This is a genomic window from Staphylococcus sp. GDY8P119P, assembly GCF_017892075.1.
Classification (GTDB): Bacteria; Bacillota; Bacilli; order Staphylococcales; family Staphylococcaceae; genus Staphylococcus; species Staphylococcus ureilyticus.
Genome location: NZ_JAESKJ010000001.1, coordinates 345,148 through 365,784 on the forward strand (window position 1 = coordinate 345,148; position 20,637 = coordinate 365,784).

22 protein-coding genes and 1 pseudogene are annotated in these 20,637 nt (G+C 29.5%); 16 read left to right on the forward strand and 7 right to left on the reverse strand.

Annotated elements, in window-relative coordinates; translation table 11 throughout:
* Nucleotides 1-43: 43 nt before the first annotated feature.
* Nucleotides 44-148 (reverse strand): putative metal homeostasis protein, encoded by a 105-nt coding sequence (locus tag KA830_RS01545; RefSeq protein WP_017722768.1) that lies wholly within the window; start codon nucleotides 146-148, stop codon nucleotides 44-46.
* Nucleotides 149-369: 221 nt separating this feature from the next.
* On the opposite strand from KA830_RS01545, the gene KA830_RS01550 reads away from it, so the two are divergent.
* The 12 genes and pseudogenes from KA830_RS01550 to KA830_RS01605 all read left to right on the forward strand — a co-directional run.
* Nucleotides 370-1,818 carry an MDR family MFS transporter gene (locus KA830_RS01550; protein ID WP_019468821.1) on the forward strand — a complete coding sequence of 483 codons (1,449 nt, stop codon included), beginning with the start codon at nucleotides 370-372 and terminating at the stop codon, nucleotides 1,816-1,818.
* Nucleotides 1,819-1,937: 119 nt separating this feature from the next.
* Nucleotides 1,938-2,267 (forward strand): ASCH domain-containing protein, encoded by a 330-nt coding sequence (locus tag KA830_RS01555; protein WP_019468822.1) that lies wholly within the window; start codon nucleotides 1,938-1,940, stop codon nucleotides 2,265-2,267.
* Nucleotides 2,268-2,505: 238 nt separating this feature from the next.
* Nucleotides 2,506-2,874: a DUF4467 domain-containing protein gene (locus KA830_RS01560; RefSeq protein WP_019468823.1), complete on the forward strand. Its 369-nt coding sequence runs from the start codon at nucleotides 2,506-2,508 to the stop codon at nucleotides 2,872-2,874.
* A gap of 29 nt (nucleotides 2,875-2,903) precedes the next feature.
* Nucleotides 2,904-3,512 carry a DsbA family protein gene (locus KA830_RS01565; RefSeq protein ID WP_204180306.1) on the forward strand — a complete coding sequence of 203 codons (609 nt, stop codon included), beginning with the start codon at nucleotides 2,904-2,906 and terminating at the stop codon, nucleotides 3,510-3,512.
* Nucleotides 3,513-3,726: 214 nt separating this feature from the next.
* Complete coding sequence (gene adcA, locus KA830_RS01570; protein ID WP_204180305.1) at nucleotides 3,727-5,268, forward strand: zinc ABC transporter substrate-binding lipoprotein AdcA; 1,542 nt, start codon at nucleotides 3,727-3,729, stop codon at nucleotides 5,266-5,268.
* Nucleotides 5,269-5,451: 183 nt separating this feature from the next.
* Nucleotides 5,452-5,967, forward strand: coding sequence for a YceI family protein (locus tag KA830_RS01575; protein WP_019468826.1), 516 nt, complete (start codon nucleotides 5,452-5,454; stop codon nucleotides 5,965-5,967).
* 123 nt (nucleotides 5,968-6,090) lie between these two features.
* Complete coding sequence (locus tag KA830_RS01580; RefSeq protein ID WP_037539911.1) at nucleotides 6,091-6,669, forward strand: helix-hairpin-helix domain-containing protein; 579 nt, start codon at nucleotides 6,091-6,093, stop codon at nucleotides 6,667-6,669.
* Nucleotides 6,670-6,684: 15 nt separating this feature from the next.
* Entirely contained in the window at nucleotides 6,685-7,158 is a 474-nt protein-coding gene (locus KA830_RS01585; protein WP_046207578.1) for an SRPBCC family protein, read from the forward strand.
* A gap of 76 nt (nucleotides 7,159-7,234) precedes the next feature.
* Nucleotides 7,235-7,411: a hypothetical protein gene (locus tag KA830_RS01590; protein ID WP_046207579.1), complete on the forward strand. Its 177-nt coding sequence runs from the start codon at nucleotides 7,235-7,237 to the stop codon at nucleotides 7,409-7,411.
* Nucleotides 7,412-7,654: 243 nt separating this feature from the next.
* Nucleotides 7,655-8,473, forward strand: a complete 819-nt coding sequence (locus tag KA830_RS01595) for a formate/nitrite transporter family protein (RefSeq protein WP_026034775.1) — start codon at nucleotides 7,655-7,657, stop codon at nucleotides 8,471-8,473.
* A gap of 179 nt (nucleotides 8,474-8,652) precedes the next feature.
* Nucleotides 8,653-9,189, forward strand: coding sequence for a GNAT family N-acetyltransferase (locus tag KA830_RS01600; protein ID WP_019468831.1), 537 nt, complete (start codon nucleotides 8,653-8,655; stop codon nucleotides 9,187-9,189).
* A 59-nt stretch (nucleotides 9,190-9,248) separates the two neighbouring features.
* Nucleotides 9,249-9,443, forward strand: a pseudogene (locus KA830_RS01605) (MFS transporter); the annotation flags it as partial.
* 59 nt (nucleotides 9,444-9,502) lie between these two features.
* On the opposite strand, the gene KA830_RS01610 reads toward KA830_RS01605, so the two are convergent.
* The 3 genes from KA830_RS01610 to KA830_RS01620 all read right to left on the reverse strand — a co-directional run bounded on the left by KA830_RS01610 (nucleotide 9,503) and on the right by KA830_RS01620 (nucleotide 11,015).
* A complete protein-coding gene (locus tag KA830_RS01610; protein ID WP_204180304.1) occupies nucleotides 9,503-9,934 on the reverse strand; it encodes an Hsp20/alpha crystallin family protein in 432 nt (143 codons plus the stop codon).
* A gap of 41 nt (nucleotides 9,935-9,975) precedes the next feature.
* A complete protein-coding gene (locus KA830_RS01615) occupies nucleotides 9,976-10,347 on the reverse strand; it encodes an Hsp20 family protein (RefSeq protein WP_204196309.1) in 372 nt (123 codons plus the stop codon).
* A gap of 227 nt (nucleotides 10,348-10,574) precedes the next feature.
* Nucleotides 10,575-11,015 carry a MarR family winged helix-turn-helix transcriptional regulator gene (locus KA830_RS01620; RefSeq protein WP_070037495.1) on the reverse strand — a complete coding sequence of 147 codons (441 nt, stop codon included), beginning with the start codon at nucleotides 11,013-11,015 and terminating at the stop codon, nucleotides 10,575-10,577.
* A 394-nt stretch (nucleotides 11,016-11,409) separates the two neighbouring features.
* On the opposite strand from KA830_RS01620, the gene KA830_RS01625 reads away from it, so the two are divergent.
* Nucleotides 11,410-11,766 carry a DUF3139 domain-containing protein gene (locus KA830_RS01625; RefSeq protein WP_019468835.1) on the forward strand — a complete coding sequence of 119 codons (357 nt, stop codon included), beginning with the start codon at nucleotides 11,410-11,412 and terminating at the stop codon, nucleotides 11,764-11,766.
* Between the two features lie 475 nt (nucleotides 11,767-12,241).
* Nucleotides 12,242-13,516 (forward strand): cation:dicarboxylate symporter family transporter, encoded by a 1,275-nt coding sequence (locus tag KA830_RS01630; RefSeq protein WP_019468836.1) that lies wholly within the window; start codon nucleotides 12,242-12,244, stop codon nucleotides 13,514-13,516.
* A gap of 230 nt (nucleotides 13,517-13,746) precedes the next feature.
* Here KA830_RS01630 and KA830_RS01635 read toward each other — a convergent pair whose 3' ends face one another.
* Nucleotides 13,747-14,088, reverse strand: a complete 342-nt coding sequence (locus KA830_RS01635) for a DUF4889 domain-containing protein (protein ID WP_019468837.1) — start codon at nucleotides 14,086-14,088, stop codon at nucleotides 13,747-13,749.
* 146 nt (nucleotides 14,089-14,234) lie between these two features.
* A complete protein-coding gene (gene rsp, locus KA830_RS01640; protein ID WP_204180302.1) occupies nucleotides 14,235-16,334 on the reverse strand; it encodes an AraC family transcriptional regulator Rsp in 2,100 nt (699 codons plus the stop codon).
* A 213-nt stretch (nucleotides 16,335-16,547) separates the two neighbouring features.
* On the opposite strand from rsp, the gene KA830_RS01645 reads away from it, so the two are divergent.
* Nucleotides 16,548-17,123: a peptidoglycan recognition protein family protein gene (locus KA830_RS01645; RefSeq protein ID WP_204180301.1), complete on the forward strand. Its 576-nt coding sequence runs from the start codon at nucleotides 16,548-16,550 to the stop codon at nucleotides 17,121-17,123.
* 346 nt (nucleotides 17,124-17,469) lie between these two features.
* Here KA830_RS01645 and KA830_RS01650 read toward each other — a convergent pair whose 3' ends face one another.
* Nucleotides 17,470-18,408 carry a CorA family divalent cation transporter gene (locus tag KA830_RS01650; protein ID WP_204180300.1) on the reverse strand — a complete coding sequence of 313 codons (939 nt, stop codon included), beginning with the start codon at nucleotides 18,406-18,408 and terminating at the stop codon, nucleotides 17,470-17,472.
* A 298-nt stretch (nucleotides 18,409-18,706) separates the two neighbouring features.
* Here KA830_RS01650 and KA830_RS01655 point away from each other — a divergent pair, with 298 nt between their 5' ends.
* The gene (locus tag KA830_RS01655; protein WP_046207587.1) at nucleotides 18,707-20,374 is read left to right on the forward strand and encodes a Na/Pi cotransporter family protein; all 1,668 of its coding nucleotides are present in this window, start codon (nucleotides 18,707-18,709) and stop codon (nucleotides 20,372-20,374) included.
* Nucleotides 20,375-20,637 lie beyond the last annotated feature (263 nt).

The window sequence follows — 20,637 nt, forward strand, 5'->3', positions numbered from 1 at the left end:
CCAGAAACAAATTACCATTGGTTTTGAAGTGTTACTTCTATTTTTATTTATTGCGCTTATGTTGTTGGATAATTTTGCGTGCACGTTTCCGTGTTTTAATATTAGGACTATTTAAATTACGACGTGCTGTTTGTAAATCTAATTTCATAGTGAGGACCTCCTTTATCTATAGATATTATGTAAGAAAAAACCTGAAATGTAAATAGTAATTATTACGATTTATAACTATTTTTTAAATCTCTCAAAATAAAAGATTAAAATAAAACTAATATTTTAAGTATTTTTAATGATAAATTAAACTAAAATATGTATAATGCAGAAATGCGACTAAAAAGAGTTGATAAATTAATAGAAAATAGGAGTACAAAAATGGATCAAAAGACGAAAATTATAATGATTTTGATGATGTTGTGTGGTGGATTTTTTGGATTATTAAATGAAACCTTATTAACTACAGCATTACCAAGCATAATGAAAGATTTTAAAATAGATTACACACAAGTACAGTGGCTTACTACGGCCTTTTTATTGACCAATGGTGTAATAATCCCATTGTCAGCAATGATTATTCAAAGATACTCAACAAGAAAAGTATTTTTAACTGCAATATTTATCTTTTTTATCGGGACTTTAATTGCAGGATTTAGTCCAAACTTTTCTGTTTTATTAAGTGCAAGAATTGTTCAAGCACTTGGTTCTGGTATCATGATGCCACTGATGATGACGACGATTTTAGATGTATTTGAACCTCATGAAAGAGGTAAATATATGGGGACTTTTGGTTTAGTGATTGGTTTAGCTCCAGCAATTGGTCCGACACTGTCTGGTTATTTAGTAGAGTATTTAAATTGGCGTTCATTATTCCATGTCGTTGCTCCAATAGCTGCACTTACTTTCATTGGTGCACTTAAATTCGTCAAAAATGTTGGTACTAATCGAAAGACACGTATTGATATTTTATCAATAATCTTATCTGTGTTCGGCTTTGGTGGTTTGCTATACGGTACAAGTTCAATTTCTCGTGATGGCTGGAACGATCCAATTGTATTGACTACTGTAATTGGTGGCATTATTTTAGTTGCTGCTTTTATATTTCGTCAAACACGTTTGGAAAATCCACTGCTTGATTTTTCAGTATTCAAAGATAGTCAATTTGCCGTAGGTATTATCATAATGGCTTTTACCATGATTTCAATGATTGGTTCTGAAACAGTGTTACCGATGTTTGTGCAGAATATTATGAATGACTCAGCACTTCAATCAGGATTGATTTTATTACCTGGAGCTATCGTAATGGGGATTATGTCAGTGATTTCAGGTTTACTCTATGAAAAATATGGTGCTAAAATATTAGCATTCATTGGTATGTTTATTGTAGTTGTAACAACTTCTTATTTTGTAATCATGGATGAACATACTTCATCAGCGATATTAGCTACTGTATATGCTATTCGTATGATTGGTATCGCACTTGGTTTAATGCCATTAATGACACATACAATGAATCAATTAGCGCCAGAAATGAATGCCCATGGTTCATCGATGACAAATACTATACAACAAATATCTGCATCAATTGGTACAGCAGGTTTGATTACAATTATGAGTCAGGTTGCTAAAAACTACACACCAAATATGTCTGAGTTTAAAGATATGAGCCAAAAGCAAATGACAGCAGAAATTCAACATCAAGCATTGCTAAGTGGGTATCACGGTGCCTTTTGGTTTGCAGTCATTATATCAATTATTAGTTTAATAAGTGTGTTTATGTTGAAAAGCAAAAGACAACTTAAATTAGAAGAAAAGAATGCTGAATAATTAAATTTGCGACATCGTACTGCATTAAGCGAAATTGTCTTGTAAATGATATTAATATTATGATACTTTGATATCAATATAAATATTATGAATGGAGCGTATGGATTATAGAACACTCGATGCATTTAAATAATGAACCTTTTCAATTAATGAAAAACGAAGTCAAAACGATTGAAATTAGATTGAATGATGAAAAAAGACAAGAAATTAAAAGCGGCGATTATATTGTATTCCAAAATTTAATGAATGAAGAAACATTAACCGTCCAAGTTAAGGAAATTGTAGTGTTTTCTTCGTTTCAGTCACTGTTGAATCAATATACAAATGAAGAAGTTGGAGCGAAAGCAGATGATCAACTTTCTCAAAAATTAGCGGCTATATATCAAATTTATTCACAAACAGATGAACTTAATTACGGTGCATTAGCAATCAAAGTGGCACTAATATGATGAAAATGAAAATAATTGAGTTATAGCTAGGATAAAGTTGTACCATAGGTGAAAATTTAATTTTTTACGGTAAATATGACACTTTCGTTAAATTCATTTATGAATGAATTTTTCGGAAGTGTTTTTATATAAATATAAAAATAATGTTATAGTTCTAGCACATCAAAGATTTTCGTTGTAAGATAAAACTTATGGTTAAATAATATTAGATATGAGAAGTAATATTAGGAGTGTAAATATGAAAAAATTAATGACGATGGTGTTCATTTCAATAATCATTATAGCTGGGTGCAGTAGTGGGAAATATGCTGATGAGATTGACAAAGCAGTGCATCAACAGAAAAAACAACAAAAGATTTTAGCTGATAAGCAAAATGGCGATGTGGAATCTAAGTTTGAAAAAAAGAATGCGAATATCTATGTGTATGACAAAGGTAAATATGTGACTATTGCTTATAAACCGTTAAAAGATGATGATGAAGTTCATTTTTATACATATAAAATAACAGATGGTAAAGCACATTACTTAAAAAACTTTAATTCAAAATCATATTCACATGCACATGATGCGGATTATAAAGAAGAAAATATGAACTTAGAAGAATAAAACAAGATAAGAAGGTGTGTTTTTAACAAATGAAGAAATATTGGTTAAGTTTGTTATTAATGGCAGTAGTCATTTTTGTTTCCGCATGTTCGAATGACAATCAAAATGTACATCAAGATGACAAATATGGAAAAGGTGGAAAGATTAAAATTATTGAGTATGGTGATTTTAAGTGCCCATATTGTAAAAAAGTAGAAGAACATATTATGCCTAAATTAAAAAAAGAATATATTGATACGAAAAAAGTAGATTATCAATTTGTTAATATGGCATTTTTAGGAAAAGATTCAATTATAGGTTCAAGGGCAGGTCATGCAGTAAGGCAATATGCACCTAAACAATATTTAAAATTTCAAAAGTTAATGTTTAAGCAACAACCGAACTCAGAAAAAAAATGGATTACCGAACAACTCGTTGATCAACAAATAAATCAATTGGAAATTTCAAATGATAAAAAAGAAAAGATAAAAGCGAGTTATAAAACAAAAAATAGTAAATCATGGAAAGCAGCCGAACAAGATCATAAACAATATAAAGAAAACCATATTGAAACAGCACCTACAGTTTTTGTAGCAGGTAAAAAAGTAGAGGACCCGTATAAATATAAGAACTATAAAAAAATACTTGAAGAAAGTTAAATATTAAAATTTAGATTTAAACTTTAATATCAAAAGCCCGTTCCTGAACGTTTTATAAAACATTTAGGAACGGGCTTTTTTAGTTTATATGAAAAAGAAGGACTAACTTATTAAATCGAAACAATTACGAAAAAATCAAAATATGTATTGCATATCTCGAAAAGTACAGTTATAATTTTAAATCGTAATGATTACTATATGAGGAGGAATAAGAATGAAAAAGTCAATATACATACTGTCATTTGTCATTATATTAGCGATCATCGTTACTGCTTGTAGTGCTACAAAGTCTAACGAATCAAAAGATAATGACAAAATAAAAATTAATACTACTGTATTTCCATTAAAATCATTTGCCAATCAAATAGGTGGAAAGTATGTTTCAGTTAAATCTATTTATCCTACTGGTGCAGATTTACATACATATGAACCAACACAAAAAGATATTATGAATGCGAGTAAAGCAGATATGTTCCTGTATACAGGTGACGATTTGGATCCTATTGCTAAAAAAGTGGCAGCAACAATTAAAAAGGATGATAAAAAGGTATCGTTAGGAGATAAAATTGATAAAAGCGAATTATTAACTGATCAACACGAAGAAAAACATGAAGAAGAACATGGTCACCATCATGAACATGGACATCATCATGGCGGCTATGACCCTCATGTATGGTTAGACCCAAAATTTAATCAAGTCTTTGCAAAAGAGATCAAAGATAAATTAATAAAGCAAGACCCTAAACACAAATCTTATTATGAAAAGAACTATAATAAGTTGAAAGAAGATTTGATGGGCATAGATCAAAAAATGCAAAACATCACTGAAGATAAGCAAGGTAATACCGTATATATATCACATGAATCTATTGGTTATCTTTCAGAAAGATATGGATTTGTCCAAAAAGGTATACAAAACATGAATGCTGAAGATCCATCTCAAAAAGCATTAGCAAAAATTGTGAAAGAGATTAATGATTCAGGCGCAAAATACATTTTGTATGAAGCCAATGTTTCTAATAAAGTCACAGATACGATTCGCAAAGAAACAAAAGCAAAACCATTGAAGTTTAATAACATGGAGTCATTATCAAAAGAACAAGCAGAAGATAATAAACTGACATATCAATCCCTAATGGAAAAAAATATAAAACATCTTGATATGGCATTAAATGACAATGTTAAAACAGATGATGAACACGCACATAATAAACATGAAAAAGCAATTGCTGATGGCTACTTTAAGGATAGTCAAGTAAAAGATAGAGAATTAACTGATTATGAAGGAGAATGGCAATCAGTTTATCCGTTTTTAAAAGATGGCACGTTAGATGATGTCATGAAACACAAAGCAAAAGAAGATAATCAAATGACTGCAAAAGAATATAAAGCATATTACCAAAAAGGATATAAGACAAATATTAGTAATATAAATATTACGGAGGATACGATTACTTTTAAAAAAGACGGTAAGACCTTAACTGGCCAATACAAATACGATGGGAAAGATATTTTGAAATATGAAAAAGGTAATAGAGGTGTCAGATATTCATTTAAACGAGTAGGCAGCAATAAAGATTTACCAAAATATGTACAATTTAGCGATCATAATATTGCACCTAAAAAAGCAGAACATTTCCATATATTTATGGGAGATAATAAACAAAAAGTATTAAAAGAATTAGACAATTGGCCAACATATTACTCAAGTGAATTAACAAAAGCACAAATTAAAAAAGAAATGTTAGCACATTAAAGTCTAAATCAATGTGTGGATTTAAGTGAAATTAATTATTTATATAGATAATGAGTAAAATTTTGTTTTACGGGAATATTTTTCATAGAAACACAAATATGAGCATTTCTATTGATATATAAAATATACCTGATATAATAAATGTATCAATAGAAAGTTAATAATTTGGAGGTATGAATTTTTATGACAAAATTTAATTTTGATCCAGCACATTCAGTAGTAGAATTTTCAGTTAAACACCTGGTGATTTCAAATATAAAAGGTAGATTTAATGAATTCGAAGCTTCACTTGAAGGAGATTTAAATGATTTAAGTACAATTAAAGGTGGTTTAACAATCAAAGCAGATTCAATTGACACTCGCGTTGGTGATCGTGATAATCACTTAAAAAGTGGTGATTTCTTAGATGTTGAAAACTACCCTGAAATTAAATTTGATGTAACAAAAGTAGATGGAAATTCAGTTACTGGTAATTTAACAATTAAAGATGTAACTGAAGAAGAAACTTTTGAATTATCATATGAAGGTCAAAGTAAAAACCCATTAAATGGAGCTACAACAGCAGGATTCATCGCTAATGGCACAATTAACCGTGAAAAATATGGTGTGACATTTAACCAACCACTTGAAACTGGTGGCGTAATGATTGGTAAGGATATAAACTTCCAAGTAAGCCTTGAATTTGCATTAGAAGATTAATAACAAAAATTATAGTAAAAAGGTCCAAGACTGATGTTTGTCTTGGATCTTTTTTTTTATATAAAATTTAAAATCTTTTTATGCGGGTATAAAGTATTAAAAAGGGGGATTTCAGTGGCAACAATGTTACCTAAAATTGGTCGTCCAGCAACGAATGCGTTAGCTTCGATCGGTATAAATACTTTAGAAGAATTAGCAAAATATGAACGAACTACTATATTAGATACTCATGGCGTAGGACCTAAAGCAATCAGCATATTAGAAAATGCGTTAACAGAAGCAGGACTATCATTTAAAAATGAAGCGGCTTCAGAATTTCCATTTGAAATGGTTGGAGATTTAGGGTGTGATAATGCACCCAAACGGCGAATCATGTTAGATTTTCTAATTGGATCTGCATTAGCTGATAAGAATAAGTTATCACAAACAGTTGTGTCAAATTTCAAGTGGCAAGTGCCTGGTGCTTTTGAATTGAACAGTTTAGATGAATTTCACAATGAAATTGAAGCGCATAAAGTAGATATTAAAAGAATAGAAGTGACGCATAATTTAACACACGGAAAGTTTGGTGCAATGCATGGTACTCAGTTAAATAGTGATGGCACAGCAGTCTACTTTGCGGATTTTATTGAGTTTGAAAGCAATCGTAAAAATGCCAAAATTAAAACAGTGACATCTTATGTAATTATGAATGATGAATAAAAAGGAGCGTTTTAAGTGAGTATAGAAGTAAATGAAAATAAAATTATATTTAAAAGAGATTTTGAAGCAACTGCAGAAGAAATATTTGACGCATATACTGAGCAGTCTTTATTTGAACAATGGTTTCACCCTCAAGGTGCAACAACAAAAGTGTTCGAATTTAATATTGTGACTGGAGGTCAAGCGTTTTTTGCAATATATACTGATCAAGGTACAAGTTATACATTAACAAAGTATAATGAAGTCAAAGCACCTTATTTAATTGATTATAACGATTACTTTACTGATAAAGAAGGTAATATTGATAAAAATATGGCTAGTATGCGTAATGTCATTCAATTAGAACAGAAAGGTGAGAATTCAACACGTATTATATCCACTGCAGAACTACCAGATCCTAAATCAGCACAACAGTTACTTGATATGGGTGTAGAAGCGGGTATGAATAGCACATTTGATAATTTAGAAACACTTTTAAAAAATAAATAGTCATAGATATGTAAGAATTGAAACACTTGTACACTTTAGCTTTTAGTTATAATAAAAGTGAAAAGAGGTGAGTGTATTGAATAAACGTTATTTAAAAGTACTTGGGTTATATACGATAAGTACGCTTGTACCAGCTATGATGTTAAATGAAAAATGTTTAAGTAGCAGTACATTCAAATGGTTATTACGTACTTTAACAGGCTATGGTATTTTTGCTTATGGCCTACATATATTAACAAAATTTAAAAAATAACAGCAAGCAGCGCGATTAAGTTAGAGCTATCCACGCTCCAATATGAGCGCTAATTCGTTATGAACTGTCTCTAATATTTGGAGTGAAATAAAGACACTTTCGTTGAATTCACATTAAAAAGAATTTATACGGAGGTGTTTTTTTATGTAAAATAGAAGTACGTCTATTAAATTTGAATAAAAAATAATACAATGAATCTGTAAGTTTGAAATCTAAATATTTTAAAGGGGAAGGGTGTCGATGTTGATAGATAATAATAAAGCCATCAAAGATACATATATGTCAGGCGAAACAATTAAGAACATTAATAATCAAGTTCAAATGAAGGATGTAATGTTTGACCAAACACCTGGACGTTATGCATTAAAATCGATTATGTCTGGATTTTTGTTAGCCATTGTAACAGTTTTCATGCTTGCAATAAAAACACAATTTGATGGTGCAAATGAAGGACTCATTAACTTAATAGGCGCTATTTCATTCAGTTTAGCCTTAGTATTAATCGTACTAACACATTCAGAATTATTAACGAGTAATTTTATGTATTTAACAGTTGGATGGTATTATAAACTTATCGGTATGAACAAGGCTTTACTCATCATGTTAGTATGCTTCTTTTTTAATATTATTGGAGGTTTTGTATTATTTGGGTTAATGAAGTTTACGCCTATAATGACAACGGAAATGGTGACAAGTTTAACAACGCTTGTAGATGGAAAGACCATAGATACGACATGGTATGCCATTTTAGTAAAAGCCATTTTCTGTAATTTCTTCATAAATATTGGAATTTACGTATCAATTCAATTTAAAGATGGTTTATCTAAAGCTTTCTTCATAGCCTGTGGTGTTATTGTCTTTGTATTTATGGGTTATGAACACGTAGTATTTAATGCAGGTTTATATGCTGGTATGGTTTTTTATAATTTTGACGCTGTCGCATGGCTACACGTTTTAAAAAATATAGTCTTTGCTTTTATAGGTAATTATATTGGTGGAGGTATATTTGTTGGGCTGGTTTATGCTTATTTAAACGGTAAACGCGATAGTTTGCGCAGTTGATTTTAAGATAAAGTAGAAAGACAATGCGGTTTCTTTAATGAAATCGTATTGTCTTTTATTTTTTATCTATAAAACAAAAAAATTGACTCATTTATCAAGAAACCATATTGTATTACTGTAAATTAATGTTTGAGATTTAATAAAATGAAGCTTTAAGAGAAACGCTAAGGAGTGACAAAATGTCTGACTATAATATTAGAATTGCTGAAATAGATGATGCTGAAGCATTGCAAAAATTAATGCATGAAGCATTTACACCATTAAGAGAATTAGGAATTGATTGGCCATCTGTCAACGCTAGTGTTGAAATGGTCGAAAAAAATTTACAAACGGGTACGACTTTTGTCTTGGAAAATAACACGGAAATTATTTCAACGATAACTGTACGTTATCCTTGGGAGACAAAACGACGTATTTCTATTTATCCGTTTGTATGGTGGTTTGCTACAAAACCTTCGTATGATGGTCAAGGATTGGGCGGCAAGTTATTAAAATACGTTGAAGAAACCTTCCTTAGAGATACGCTTAAGGTACCAGCAGTGACATTGGGTACATCTGCACGCAAACATCCATGGCTATTAGATATATACAAAAGAAGAGGTTATGAAGTTTATGCGGAACATGAAAATGACGATGGTGATTTAGGCGTTATTATGAGAAAAGTATTAATTCCAGATCGTTTTGATGAAGAAGTATTAGGACAACCGCCATTTTAAGTGATGATATGTAGTAGGGGATTCCTTTAGGTTTTAGCTAAGGGAATTCCCTATTTTTATATTTTAGTAAAGAGGCAGGTACTGCAAACGGTATTGTTTCTATGATGGGCGGTTTGGGGGATTCTTCCCACCCATTGTTATTTCTTATGTCACAATAGTCACAGGTTCCAGTCATTTAGCGTTTTTTATTATTAGCGATATTTGGAATTATAGCATTAATAACAATGTCGAGAATGGTTAAAAATGTAAACTAAAACTATAAATTTCATAAAAAAAGCAACACTTCACTTTTATGAAGTGTTGCTTTTAATGTTTAATCAATTTGAATATTATAAGAAGACTCTTTTTTCTCTTTTTTAGGTAGCGTCACATTTAGCATGCCATTTTCGTAAGCAGCTTTAATGCCATTTTCATCAACATTATCAAATTGATATTGACGTTTTACATCACTAAAGCTACGTTCTTGATGAATCATGCGACCATTTTCATCTTCTTTATTATTTTCAAATGATTGTTTACCTTCTATTGTTAAAACATTATTTTCAAATTGAAGATTAATATTTTCTTTTTTCATACCTGGTAATTCTGCTTCTACTACGTAAGCATCTTCAAGTTCTTTGACATCTGTTTTAATGCTATTACTTCCTGGAAATTGATCGAAAAATTGACGTCCAAAGTCTCTGAATAAATCACTAGGATTTGCATCGAAAAATGAATTATCGAATGGTTTCATATTGAATGGCATAAAGCATCTCTCCTTATATAATAAATTTATTTTGTTACGATTTAATCAATATTAATTTGTTTTTTTGTATGGTTAATAGGTAACGTAACATTTAATATACCATCGTTTAGCATTGCTTTAATATTAGTTTCATCAACATTTTTAAATATAAATTGTCTACTTTGATTATTAAAATTGCGCTCTTTAATCAAGTAATTATCTTGGTTTTGAGTTGTTGTAGAAGTATTTGTAACACTGATTGTTAATGTCTTTTCATCAAATTGAATATCTATATCTTCTTTACTGTAACCTGGCAGTTCAGCCATGACTTGATATGCAGCACTTGATTCATATACATCTACTTTAAAATCATGATGCTCAGTTAATAAATTTTCTAGAATATCTGTAGAAAGATTTTGAGTGTTTTGCATCATTTTTCACCTCTCCTTTAACCTTATATTTATATTATAATACATTAGTCAAAGAAAGTCAAAGTCAAACTATGAGCGTTGATTATTCTAAATGTACGATCATATCAAAAATGGCGTATCAATGATTGTTAACATAAGTATAATTAGAAAAAATAAAAAAGAGGCAAGTTTAAGTTTAAAATAGCATAAATAAACTACACACTTTAAACGTTTCTTTGCCTCTTAATATATTAAATTTCTTTAGTGAAATGTTTATTCACAAAATTTTGTATTGTCTCTTTTAAGTGAACGGCTTCATCGATATCCATATCAAATTCACCAAAAACTTTTCTAGACACACCGGATAATGAATCTTGAACTTTTGCACCATGTTCGGTAAGTGCAATTTGTAAATTACGTTCATCATCAATCTCACGTGTTCTACTAACAAACCCTTTTTTTTCTAATTTTTTTAGTAATGGTGTTAGCGTACCTGAATCAAGATAAACGCGTTGTCCAAGTGTTTTGATGTTGATTTTTTCATTTTTTTTAATTGCGAGCATAACAATATAACCAGTATATGTTAAATCATACTCTTTTAAATATGAAGTATATTTTTTTATTATTTCTTTTGATGAAACATAAAATAGAAAGCACAGTTGTTCTTCTAAGTAACTTAATTTGTCCTCCATTTAATCACCCCTTTTGAAATTTAACCTTATTATGAACTACGTACATTGTCAAGGAACAGTTGTGTCTTTATTCATAATATTTTTATACTGTTGTGAAAGTGTTATTTGAGTTATTTTATTGATTTCATTCATATTAAAGTTAGGTGAAATTGTCCTGAACGGATTATTCAAAAAGTAATAAAGAATATATGTATATTTTATAATATATACAGTTATACATAAGCGAAAAATTAAGAACATTTTGTTACAAAAGGTAATAATACTTTATAATTTATTTGTTATCGTTCATAATATTAATATTATGAATTTTAATAAGTAGTCTAGGAATTTAAGAGTATGAGGATTAACAATGGAGTATGTATAATAATTGTTTTTACTTAAAAGGAGATAAATAATGAAGACGTTTTTGAAAATACTAGGACTATTAATTATTTCGTTAATTTTGGCTGTAATTTTTTTCTTTGGTTTAAGAACTTATCAAGGTCACAAAAATTTAGAGTTAGTTGATAACTATTTAGATGAAACTCATCTAACTGATAAAATCCAAACAGAGAAAACATTATATAGTGCTAAAAAAGGTTTGTATTATAAAGAAATTAAATTTAAAGATGATTCAGATCATACTTATGTCGTTCAACCGATTAGTACATATAAAGGTATATTGGTGCAAGGTTTTGATCCAGAAACTAAGAAAAATGTCAAAGGCGCAAAACATAATGCTTTTAAAGAAAAATATCAACCTAAAGATTAAAAGTTATTTTTAATGATGTTATTATTTTATAGATTAAAGCAAAACAGGATAAAGTTGGCTGGTACCGTATTTATTTATGGCATCAGCCATTTTTTATTAAATGCTTTTATCGTATAGATTACTTTAGTAAAAATTAAAAAACATAAGCATTTTGAGCACTATTCCAAGTGAAATGTATATAAAAATCATACCGATTTCTTATGTTACTCAAATAAAAAATAGACTAAAAGAGTAGTGGTTTTATTTGTGATTATATCATTATATCTAACTTTTAGTAAGCGATCATAGCGTGATATCATAGTCTTTAACGCCAATTTTGTATATTTGTCAAAATAATTATGTTACTTATATATATATAAAATGAGTAAAAATAAAAATTAAGTGTAATATCAACTCTTTTTGCCGAAAAAATTTATATCTATATAAAAATTATTTTGATATAATTAAGCAATGTCAGAAAAAGGGGAGAAACATCATGGCAATTATAAGAAGAATCAGTTTACCAATGCAAGTTATTATCGCTTTGGTATTAGGTGTTATCGTAGGCCTATTACTTTATGGGCACGATGAAATTGCAAATTACATTAAGCCTTTTGGCGATGTCTTCTTGAATTTAATAAAAATGATTGTAATTCCAGTTGTTTTTTGTTCACTAGCATTATCTATATCCAATGTAGGTGAATCTAAAACAGTGGGACGTTACGGTTTTAAAACAATTTTATATTTTGAAATTATAACAACAATAGCTATAGGACTAGGTATACTTTTTGCGAATATATTTAAACCAGGGAAAGGTTTAGATCCAGATAAATTACCCAAAGGTGATATTTCAACATATGAATCCTCGGCAAAAGCTGCCGAATCATCTACATATGGAAATCACTTTATTGATACAATTGTAAACATTGTGCCTCAAAATCTTTTCGAGGCATTGACTTCAGGTGAATTACTACCAATCATTTTCTTTGCAGTGTTTTTTGGTGTTGCATTATCAGCAATTGGTAAAAAAGCAGAACCTGTAAAAGCGGTTTTAAGTGGTTCATTAGAAGCTGTGTTTTGGATGATTAATAAAATATTGAAATTAGCACCTATTGGCGTATTCGCATTTATTTGTACGACAATTATGACTTTTGGTGCTTCAGCATTAATACCATTATTAAAATTACTATTAGTGGTTATCGGTGCAATGATATTCTTTATTATTGTTGTACTTGGTATCGTAGCTAGATTATGCGGTATTAGTATTTTCTCTATTATTAAAATACTAAAAAATGAACTAGTATTAGCATTTTCAACATCAAGTTCTGAATCTGTGTTACCAATAATAATGAAAAAAATGGAAAACTTTGGTTCTCCAAAAGATATTACTTCATTTGTAGTACCAATTGGATATACATTTAACCTTGATGGATCTGCATTATATCAATCAATAGCAGCCTTATTTGTTGCTCAGATGTATGGCATCGATATGTCCATCGGCCAACAAATCATGTTAATGGTTACTTTGATGGTTGCTTCAAAAGGTATGGCGGGCGTACCAGGAGTATCAATTGTAGTACTTATTACAACATTGACAACAATGGGATTACCAGCTGAAGGACTGGCATTGATTATCGGTGTCGATAGACTATTAGATATGGTACGAACTTGTGTAAATGTATTAGGTAACGCATTATCTACCATTGTTATTGCAAAATGGGAAAATGCTTATGACAAAGAGAAAGGTCAAGCCTATCTAAAATCGATATAAACTAAATTAAAATTCTGACATTTTGCACTGAATAGAAAATAAATCTATTCAGTGCTTTTTTGTTAATTACGGTTATATTATGTTAATTATAAAACAACAACAGTAGGATGTTTTTGAAAACAAGTGATGGGTTAAACAAAATTAATGTTATTTAAGGCACAAACAGCCCCATAAGCACTTCACTTCTAAGAAGTGCTTATGGGGCTGTTTTGTGACGCGGTTTTACTTATTTACATGCCTTTCATGTCCATATCGTGAATTTTCATCATTAGACCATGCGGAATGTCATCGTGATCAACGACTTCCATTTTACTATAAGTGTCTTCGTCCTCAGATTTAATAAGTTTTACAAAATCACCTTTTTTAGGATTAAATCCTGATTTAGAAGGTATTTTTACATTTTCCTCTACTTCATGGTCTTTTTCACTCACTACTTTATCAGCAGTTGTACTATTTTTCATGTAGCCGAAGTATGTCTCTTTTTGACCACCAGAAACCATCATAATAACTAAGACAATAGCTACAATCACCATTACTGCACTGATAATAATTGCAAACATTTTATTTTTCAAAATTAGATTCTCCTTTATATATCTTTACTTCAGTTATATCTGATATTTTAGCATAATGCAATTGAAGTATAAGCGATGACAAAACTTTTAAATTAAATTGTGCTAATATGTACTTATTTTTAAAGTTTCATGTCTATGCTACACTATTATTTATTTGTAGGTGATAAGCGAATGTATTTCACCTCATCTCGACCAATATCAAACTCAATAGGTGTGTGTGGATAGGTAGTGTGTCGTAATTCTGATTTCGGCATATTTGAACGTTCTATATTTTTTAACAGTGATTGTTCAATGAAAATATCATTAAATATAGGAGGTAAAGCATAATCTATAAAACCATGTTCTCTATTTAACGTACGTATAAATAAAATTAATTTTGAAATAATTGTTTGTTGTTTTAATATAAACTTTCGCTTGTTTAACGTTGTGTGCGTATTGGCATTGAATAATAGTAAATGTGTACATTGTTTATCTTTTGCAACTAAATAATTAGGTTGTATTAATATCGCTTTTCCATAAAATGGCTTTAAGAATTGCATTATATATACAATGGGTTCATATATGCCGTGATGATTCATTAATGCAACGTCATATATACATTTATTCATTAGTTCATAGCCAACAGCAGAACCATTTTTAATCAATTGTATTGTATGTTGCATAATTTCTGATATTCCTAAAGGCGCTTTTTGATTATATTGAGTGAAGTGATTTTTAGTAAGTTTTGAGTACACACATTTATTAGGTTGTAGCTTAGAAAGTGTGACGAATTTATTATAATAATCACTATAACTTGATACATTATCGAATTGATGGCTATGCCTTAATAACATTGTACGTAATTCGCTACGTTCTACATCAATAAAATTAAAGTCAAAATTAAATCTATGTAAGAGTGTAAAAGTGTGTTTAAGACTTTGAGTTTGGGTTAACACGCCTTCTACATTGATTGCTAATTTGATATTAATATTTAAACTTCTGACTTTAATGTACAATCTGTTTATATCATTTAACTTTAAGTATTCTGAATCAAATAGAATCATAAAGTTATACATATTACCATTAGCATGATATTTAGGTTTGAATATTAAAAATTGGGAAATCACTTGTTCTATTTTTTTATATTCTTCCATGGATTTAATTCTAATAACTACGCCTATACAGTTAGAAAAAATAGCATCGATAAAATTGACAATCCCATTTAAATTGAGTGAAGCTGATGCTAGATTGCTCACATTATTTATAAGTAAATAGCAGTTTGTAAGGTCACTAAAATTAAGTTTTTGATTTAAATTTGTTTGAATTATATCCATTAGATTATCAATATGAATAAAGATGGTAGGTTGTTTTGCCAAATCATTATACTTTAAGTGGTCTAAATTGATAATTTCGTTATCAAGTGATTGATTATGGTCATCTAAGTAGGCTTTGAAATAGTGTGAATATCCGCTAATATCAGTAGTTAATAACGTAATAGGATTATTGTGCAATATATTAAGCTTTTTTCTGTAAGCAAGCGGTGTTAACTTGAGATGATATTTGAATTGATGAGTATAGTTAGCATAATGATTGAAACCCATATTTTCAGAAATAAGATAAATGGTTTTGTTACTATTAATAAGTTCATTAAGAGAAAGCGCAATTTTTAAACTTACTACATAATGTTTAAAGCTAATACCTAAATATTTTTTAAATAAAATCGATATATATGAACTAGAAATAAAAAAAATTGAAGAAATTTCTTTGGACATGATATGTTGTGTAATGTGCTTTTGAATATAATCTGATATTTTATTTAAAAGTTCATTTTCAGAATGGATTGTCGGTATATAAACATAATCAGTTGATTTTTTAGTTTCTTGCTCTAAGGTAGAAATAAGCTCAGTTAATTGAGGTAATTCCATTGAATTCATAGTATTTAATTTTTCAATCATGTTTAGTATTAAATACTTCAAGTATTCTTGAGCATGCAATGCTTTTGCATCATAATAACAATTAAAAAATAATTGATTAAGCGGGATGATTTGTTGTATTGGTATTTTTAGTTCAACAAGTTGTTCTGCGTGAGTTATACAAAATAAATCACTATGATTGATGATAGCGATATTGTTTTCAACCGAAGTTTGTTTACCATTAATATTGATATTCAATTTACTATTTAATGAAAATAACAGTATGACTTGGTTGATACAACGTTGCGTGTCTGTAGTTAAAAAATCGTGGATACATAATGTGGCATGTTCCATTCTATCTAGCAACTCCTGATAACATATTGTTATATTGACTAAATTACATTATATAATAAATAGTTGTGAATATTAATATATTAAATATAACTATTTTCTTATTTCAAGCGCTAATTCAATCGATAAAATTAAATTGTGCACATCATTAACTTTAAAATAAATCAATTAAACGAACTAATGCTGCAAAAATTTAAATATTAAAGAAGGGAAATAATGGAGCATATATACTCAAATTATTATGAAATAGAAGAGAAAATCACTGAACGAAAAAAAGATATTTTAGGTGTCGTTCTACACGATGATGCCGAAAATTATTCTGCCAAAAATTACATTACATGGTTAAATAAGCGTATTGAAAAAAACGAATTAGAAAAAGGATGGGCGAGCGTCTACATCGACCAAGACACATGTTACTGGTTTCATCCAACACAATATACTGAATGGCACTGCGGAAATATATTTGCCAATACGCATTATATTGGTATCGAGAGATGTCAGTCTAAAATCAATGGTATATTAACAGATAGTGCATTTATGAAGGTAGAAGAGGTTAGCTTTTGGCTAGCAGCTGCAATTTTAAAGAAATATCAATTGCCTGTTAATAGAGAAACAGTAAGAATCCATAAAGAATTTTATGATACTGAGTGTCCAGCAAGATCGTGGTTAATTCATTTGGAACAAGCTTCAAGCACATTGGAAAACATGAATAGATTGAAAGATTATTTTATCTATAAAATAAAATATTATTACGATAATATTACTAAAGAAGATATTATGCCTTTAGGTTAAGGCCAGTATCAAATTAAAGTCAGCTAATATTCATTTTTACCATCAGCAAAAAATAGTTTGGATTATAGTATTTAAAAACGTCAATTCTAATCATATAGAAATTGACGTTTTTATTTTTGAAAATTAACCTGATGTGACAAGCTATTCTCAATATATAAATTTTAATAAAAAAGTGAAATAAATTTAAAAGGCATGTCTCCTAAGTTTTTGAGGAAACAAGCTTTTAGAATATTACAGAAAACCAAAGTACAAATTTCAAGATTCAGTACAATAACACATGATAGAATCTTTCATATTGAGCATAAGCTTTATATCTAGTTATTTTTAAATGTGTGTTTGCTCTATATCAAAACTTTTGCTTTCGCCATAGAAATGCGCCTACACATGAAACGATAATTAATGAAATAGCGATCACGATAACCCAAGAGACATAGCTATGTTCATTAATAGGTAATGGAACATTCATGCCGAAAAAGCTAAATACCAAAGTTGGTAATGTTAAAAAGACAGTAAATAATGTCAATGTTTTCATCGTATTATTCATTTCATTTGAAAGTAGTGATGCATATGAAGTTGTAATACTTTCTAATATATCCGTGTATAATCTTGTGGTCTCTAAAGCTTGATTATTTTCTATGACTAAATCTTCCAACAAATCTTCATCTTCTTCAAATCGTTTAATTGCAGGTAATCTGAAAAGTTTCTTTACTATCGTTTCATTACCTTTTAATGCTGCTAAGAAATAAACTAAACTCTTTTCAACTTCCATTAAATTATATAGTTGTTTGTTTGTAACATTATTTTTTAAATCACGTTCTATACGTAATCTCGTTTTATTTAATAATCTAAGGTTTCTATTATAATGATTCGCGATCGTTAATAATATATTGAGCGCGAATCGGCTATGAAAATGTAAATTTAAATTTTGATGGCTAAATTTTTCTAGAAATTCATTCTCCACATTACATACAGTAAATATTTTTTTATTACCAATAATAATACCTAGAGGAATTGTTATAAACGAGAGCACATTAAGATTTGTATCATTAACAACTGGCAAATCAAGGATTATGAGGGAATAGCCCGTTTCCTCATCGTATTCAACACGAGAACTTTCCTCAGTATCTAGAGGGTCTCTAATAAAATCTTCTGGTAAATGGTATAAATCTATTAAATGTTCTATTTCTTCCCAATTTGGGTCAACGACATTGATCCATGAAGCATCATAGTCTAAAGTTGATGTTATTATTTCTTGTGTTTGAGTATGTTTATAAGCAGTAATCACAATACAAATCTTCCCTTCATTAAATTCTTAATTATATTAGCGAAGATTAGAGCGGTTGACAAGTATCTTTCAATTTTAATTGTAATACTTATAAAAAGAATTAATTTAAGGATATTATAAGTATCATATTGTAAAATCTGCATGGTTAACGAATTTGGAAAGGTTTGCATGTATTGGTGAAATAAGATTACAGAAATGTTGAGAAAATACGATGTAATTTTAATGATAAATTAACATTAGCTTAACAAAAATTAGTTATACTTCACATAGTTTACAAATATTTTAAAGAGGTGTAACGATGGATTCTTCTGTAATGGAGATTATTTTTACCTTTATTGGTGGATTAGGTATTTTTCTATATGGTATTAAACAAATGGGAGACGGTTTACAAGCCGCAGCTGGTGATAGATTAAGAAGCATTTTAAATACTTTTACAAGTAACCCTTTAATGGGTGTCTTGGCTGGTATGATTGTAACGATATTAATTCAAAGTAGTTCGGGCACAACAGTAATTACTATAGGTCTTGTTAGTGCAGGCTTTATGACAATGCGTCAGGCAATTGGAGTAGTTATGGGAGCGAATATTGGTACTACAGTTACTGCATTTATTATAGGTATTGATATCGGTGAGTATTCGCTGCCAATTTTAGCAATTGGTGCATTTCTAATTTTCTTTATTCAAAAACGTAAAGTGAAAAATGTGGGTATGATTTTATTTGGTTTTGGTGCATTGTTCTATGGTTTAGAACTTATGAGTGGTGCAGTTAAACCATTAGCAAATTTAGACTCTTTTAAACAAATTATGTTAGATATGTCTTCGAATCCATTATATGGTGTGGTAGCAGGTACATTATTAACAGTAATTATCCAAAGTTCAAGTGCCACAATTGGTATTTTACAAGGATTCTTTGCCAATGATTTAATTAGTTTACACGGTGCACTTCCTGTACTTTTAGGCGATAATATTGGTACGACAATCACGGCAGTACTTGCCAGTTTAGCAGGCTCGTTGGCGGCAAAACGTGTGGCAGCTGTACATGTACTCTTCAATGTAATTGGCGCTATCATTTTCTTAATAATCATGCCTCTCTATCAATTAGTTATTGAATGGATGCAAGGGATTATGAATTTAAAGCCTGAAATGGTTATTGCATTTGCACACGGTACGTTCAATGTAACAAACACAATTATTCAATTGCCATTTATTTTCATCCTAGCATGGATAGTGACGAAGTTAGTACCAGGCGAAGACTTGAATGAAAAATATAAACCAAGAATGTTAGATAAAAATTTAATCAACAGAGCTCCTAACATCGCGTTACAAGAAGCTCAAGATGAAATTCAAAATATAGGTCATATGACTTTCGATATGTTTAGATATGCTAAGAACTATGATGATAAAACAGAAAAAGATATAATTCAGAAGCATGCAGCTGTGGAAAGTATGTATGACAATGTAAGACAATATTTAACAAAAATCTCTGAGAAGAAGATATCCAAACAAGATGCAGAAAGAATGTCTGTGTTATTCGATGTTAATCGAACGTTTATTAAAGTAGCAAGTTTAACAGAAGCTTATTTATTGGATTTAAAGAAAAAAGAAACAGAATCAATTCAAATATCTGCAAAAGCAGAACAAAGTATTGAAAGACTATATGACCATGTCGATGCGTCACTTGAAAAAACAATTGATATGTTTAACGTATATGACAGAGTTAAAAAAGATGAAATCGTTCGTTTGAGTAACGATTCGTATACATTAGAACATGATCTTAGGAAGAAACATATCAAGCGCTTAAGTTCTGGAGAATGTTCTTTAGAAGGTGGTTTGCTATATCTAGATATGATAGCTATCTTAGAGCGTATTGGTTACCATTCTAGAAACATTTCAGAATCTATGATTGATATAGATAATATTGAACATGAGGATGATGAAGTGGAACATACTTTGGGTTGGTCATATTAAAAAGTAATTTTTACCACAATGTATGCAAAATTTAATATCATATAATGAGGCAAGCCATAACAGGAATAAATTTTATGTTTAGTCTTATAAATTAGAGCGGAATAACATCACTTTATTAAAGGGTGATGTTACTCTGCTCTTTTTTATGAGAAAAGTGTACTTGGTTAACAATTTTCAATTTAAATGATAAATGGTATGTAAAAAATGGAGTACTCGAGATGGCAAAAGCAATCCCTCTCTTAATCCTTAGTAAAACGATAAGG

Coding starts and splice junctions, on each gene's coding strand:
- KA830_RS01565 (WP_204180306.1), top strand. CDS start 2,904: ATGAAGAAATATTGGTTAAGTTTGTTATTAATGGCAGTAGTCATTTTT.
- KA830_RS01575 (WP_019468826.1), top strand. CDS start 5,452: ATGACAAAATTTAATTTTGATCCAGCACATTCAGTAGTAGAATTTTCA.
- KA830_RS01550 (WP_019468821.1), top strand. CDS start 370: ATGGATCAAAAGACGAAAATTATAATGATTTTGATGATGTTGTGTGGT.
- KA830_RS01580 (WP_037539911.1), top strand. CDS start 6,091: ATGTTACCTAAAATTGGTCGTCCAGCAACGAATGCGTTAGCTTCGATC.
- KA830_RS01555 (WP_019468822.1), top strand. CDS start 1,938: ATGCATTTAAATAATGAACCTTTTCAATTAATGAAAAACGAAGTCAAA.
- KA830_RS01610 (WP_204180304.1), bottom strand. CDS start 9,934: ATGCCATTCAATATGAAACCATTCGATAATTCATTTTTCGATGCAAAT.
- KA830_RS01545 (WP_017722768.1), bottom strand. CDS start 148: ATGAAATTAGATTTACAAACAGCACGTCGTAATTTAAATAGTCCTAAT.
- KA830_RS01630 (WP_019468836.1), top strand. CDS start 12,242: ATGGCAATTATAAGAAGAATCAGTTTACCAATGCAAGTTATTATCGCT.
- KA830_RS01615 (WP_204196309.1), bottom strand. CDS start 10,347: ATGATGCAAAACACTCAAAATCTTTCTACAGATATTCTAGAAAATTTA.
- KA830_RS01655 (WP_046207587.1), top strand. CDS start 18,707: ATGGATTCTTCTGTAATGGAGATTATTTTTACCTTTATTGGTGGATTA.
- KA830_RS01645 (WP_204180301.1), top strand. CDS start 16,548: ATGGAGCATATATACTCAAATTATTATGAAATAGAAGAGAAAATCACT.
- KA830_RS01560 (WP_019468823.1), top strand. CDS start 2,506: ATGAAAAAATTAATGACGATGGTGTTCATTTCAATAATCATTATAGCT.
- KA830_RS01625 (WP_019468835.1), top strand. CDS start 11,410: ATGAAGACGTTTTTGAAAATACTAGGACTATTAATTATTTCGTTAATT.
- adcA (WP_204180305.1), top strand. CDS start 3,727: ATGAAAAAGTCAATATACATACTGTCATTTGTCATTATATTAGCGATC.
- KA830_RS01620 (WP_070037495.1), bottom strand. CDS start 11,015: ATGGAGGACAAATTAAGTTACTTAGAAGAACAACTGTGCTTTCTATTT.
- KA830_RS01600 (WP_019468831.1), top strand. CDS start 8,653: ATGTCTGACTATAATATTAGAATTGCTGAAATAGATGATGCTGAAGCA.
- rsp (WP_204180302.1), bottom strand. CDS start 16,334: ATGGAACATGCCACATTATGTATCCACGATTTTTTAACTACAGACACG.